Source organism: Grimontia marina, assembly GCF_900060185.1.
In the GTDB taxonomy this organism is placed as follows: domain Bacteria; phylum Pseudomonadota; class Gammaproteobacteria; order Enterobacterales; family Vibrionaceae; genus Enterovibrio; species Enterovibrio marinus.
The window spans coordinates 1-1,974 of record NZ_FIZY01000143.1; the positions used below are offsets into that span (position 1 = coordinate 1).

At 47.5% G+C, this 1,974-nt stretch carries 1 protein-coding gene, 2 tRNA genes, 1 rRNA gene and 1 pseudogene; all 5 read left to right on the forward strand.

The window, feature by feature from the left end; translation table 11 throughout:
• The first annotated feature begins 1 nt into the window (after position 1).
• Positions 2-117: ribosomal RNA gene (gene rrf / locus GMA8713_RS25530) — 5S ribosomal RNA — on the forward strand.
• 15 nt (positions 118-132) lie between these two features.
• Positions 133-209, forward strand: a tRNA-Asp gene (locus GMA8713_RS25535).
• 36 nt (positions 210-245) lie between these two features.
• Positions 246-322, forward strand: a tRNA-Trp gene (locus GMA8713_RS25540).
• 274 nt (positions 323-596) lie between these two features.
• Positions 597-1,454, forward strand: coding sequence for an endonuclease/exonuclease/phosphatase family protein (locus tag GMA8713_RS25545; RefSeq protein ID WP_062715476.1), 858 nt, complete (start codon positions 597-599; stop codon positions 1,452-1,454).
• A gap of 94 nt (positions 1,455-1,548) precedes the next feature.
• Positions 1,549-1,839, forward strand: a pseudogene (locus tag GMA8713_RS25550) (transposase domain-containing protein); the annotation flags it as partial.
• Positions 1,840-1,974: the final 135 nt, after the last annotated feature.

The window sequence follows — 1,974 nt, forward strand, 5'->3', positions numbered from 1 at the left end:
GCTTGGCGACCATAGCGTTATGGACCCACCTGATTCCATGCCGAACTCAGTAGTGAAACGTAACAGCGCCGATGGTAGTGTGGGGTCTCCCCATGTGAGAGTAGGACATCGCCAGGCTTCTAATTTAAGTGTGGAGCGGTAGTTCAGTTGGTTAGAATACCGGCCTGTCACGCCGGGGGTCGCGGGTTCGAGTCCCGTCCGCTCCGCCACTTTTTAAAGAGAAGCTAACTCTTAAAAACAGCAATAGGGGTGTAGCTCCAATTGGCAGAGCAGCGGATTCCAAATCCGCGTGTTGGGGGTTCGAATCCCTCCACCCCTGCCATCTTCAAGCCTCAGCAGTAATGCTGAGGCTTTTTCATATATAGAATTTGGCTCTATGAGCCAATTTTTAGGGGCTGGAGTGCCAGTCCACTTTACGGTATGCCCGTCGAATCTTTTCCCATTTCCACTTTTAAAGCCTGTGACTACTCGCCCCGGCAGCAATACCGTGACTTTTCGCGCTTTGGGGTTTGGCTTTGCTCTTAAATCCCTGTGCGGGAGTGGTGGTTTATGTGTATCCTTCAGGCTGGTTTAGTTCTTAATCGCTAATCGGCACTATGAATCAACTTCGAAGCCTTTGGGTTATTATCTCTACCGCATGTCTTCTACTCGGCATTGCTCTCGTCTACTTTCTCGTTGATGTCCCTGACTCACCTCAGCTTGCTTCCGGTCAAGGTGCGGTGAAATGCCGCGAGTATAAAGATCCTTCGGAGATTGATGTCTCGAAGCCTTTGAACATTGCTGTATGGAATATCTATAAACAGCAGTTGGAGGGTTGGGATACTGAACTTAAGTCGCTGGCGGTGGATAACACCATCATTTTGCTTCAGGAAGCACAAACCAAACCACAAATGCTCAACTATGTGGAAGAGAGCGGTTGGCATAGTAATCAGGCTTATGCATTTGCGATCAATGGAGAGATCGCGGGTGTAATGACATTGTCTGAAGCAGTACCAGTGAAGGTATGTGCCTACACCAAAGTCGAGCCTTACGTACGATTACCAAAGAGTGCGTTGTACAGTGCTTTCCCGCTTTCCAATGGGGAAGTGTTGTCTGTGATTAACCTTCACAGTATCAATTTTTCTTATGGTGTGACTGAGTATTCTGAGCAACTGGATGTGTTGGTAGAAGCGGTAGAGCCACTTAAGGGGCCTTTGATTATTGCAGGAGACTTAAACACCTGGAGTAATGAACGACTGTCTGTCGTGAGAGATAAGTTAAGTGCGATTGAGCTACAGGAAGCGAATTTCCAGCCAGATGAAAGGTTGCGGGTTTTCAGTCATCCGCTGGACCATGTATTTTACCGTGGGATGACCTTACAACACGCTAAATCTATTGATACTACTGCCTCTGATCACGCAAAGCTCGAAGCGAGTTTTGTGTTTGAAAAAGCACAAGAAAAAGGCAGCGATTAACGCTTAATACCGATCAGTTAAGCAATAAATGATCGGTTGAACGATCCTTATAGGCTGTCAAAATCCGAGTGTTTCTATGCACTCGGATTTCTTTATGTTCTTAAGGCAAGCCCTCGACCGAATACACCCATTCTCTGCTGACCAACTCAATGGGCTATCAGATCTCCTTTGCCCCACACTGATTAATCAATGTCTTGAAGACACGGGCGTCGCCACGATTCGTAAGCGTCGGCTCCCCATGGAACTGATGGTGTGGAGCGTGGTGGGAATGTCTCTTTATCGGCATCTATCGATGAGCAAGGTGGTTTCTCAGCTCGATATATTACTTCCGGGTAAGAAGCCTTTTGTTGCGCCGAGCGCGGTGATTCATGCCCGTAAGAAACTAAATAGCTGTTCCTAATAGTAGATCTCAAAGATAAGAGAAACTCAGTCCGCTTTGTGCGATCTGATCAATCGCCAAACCGAAACATACCGACAAAAGGACTGAGTGATGGCCATCATAGCACCGATACCTCGTGGC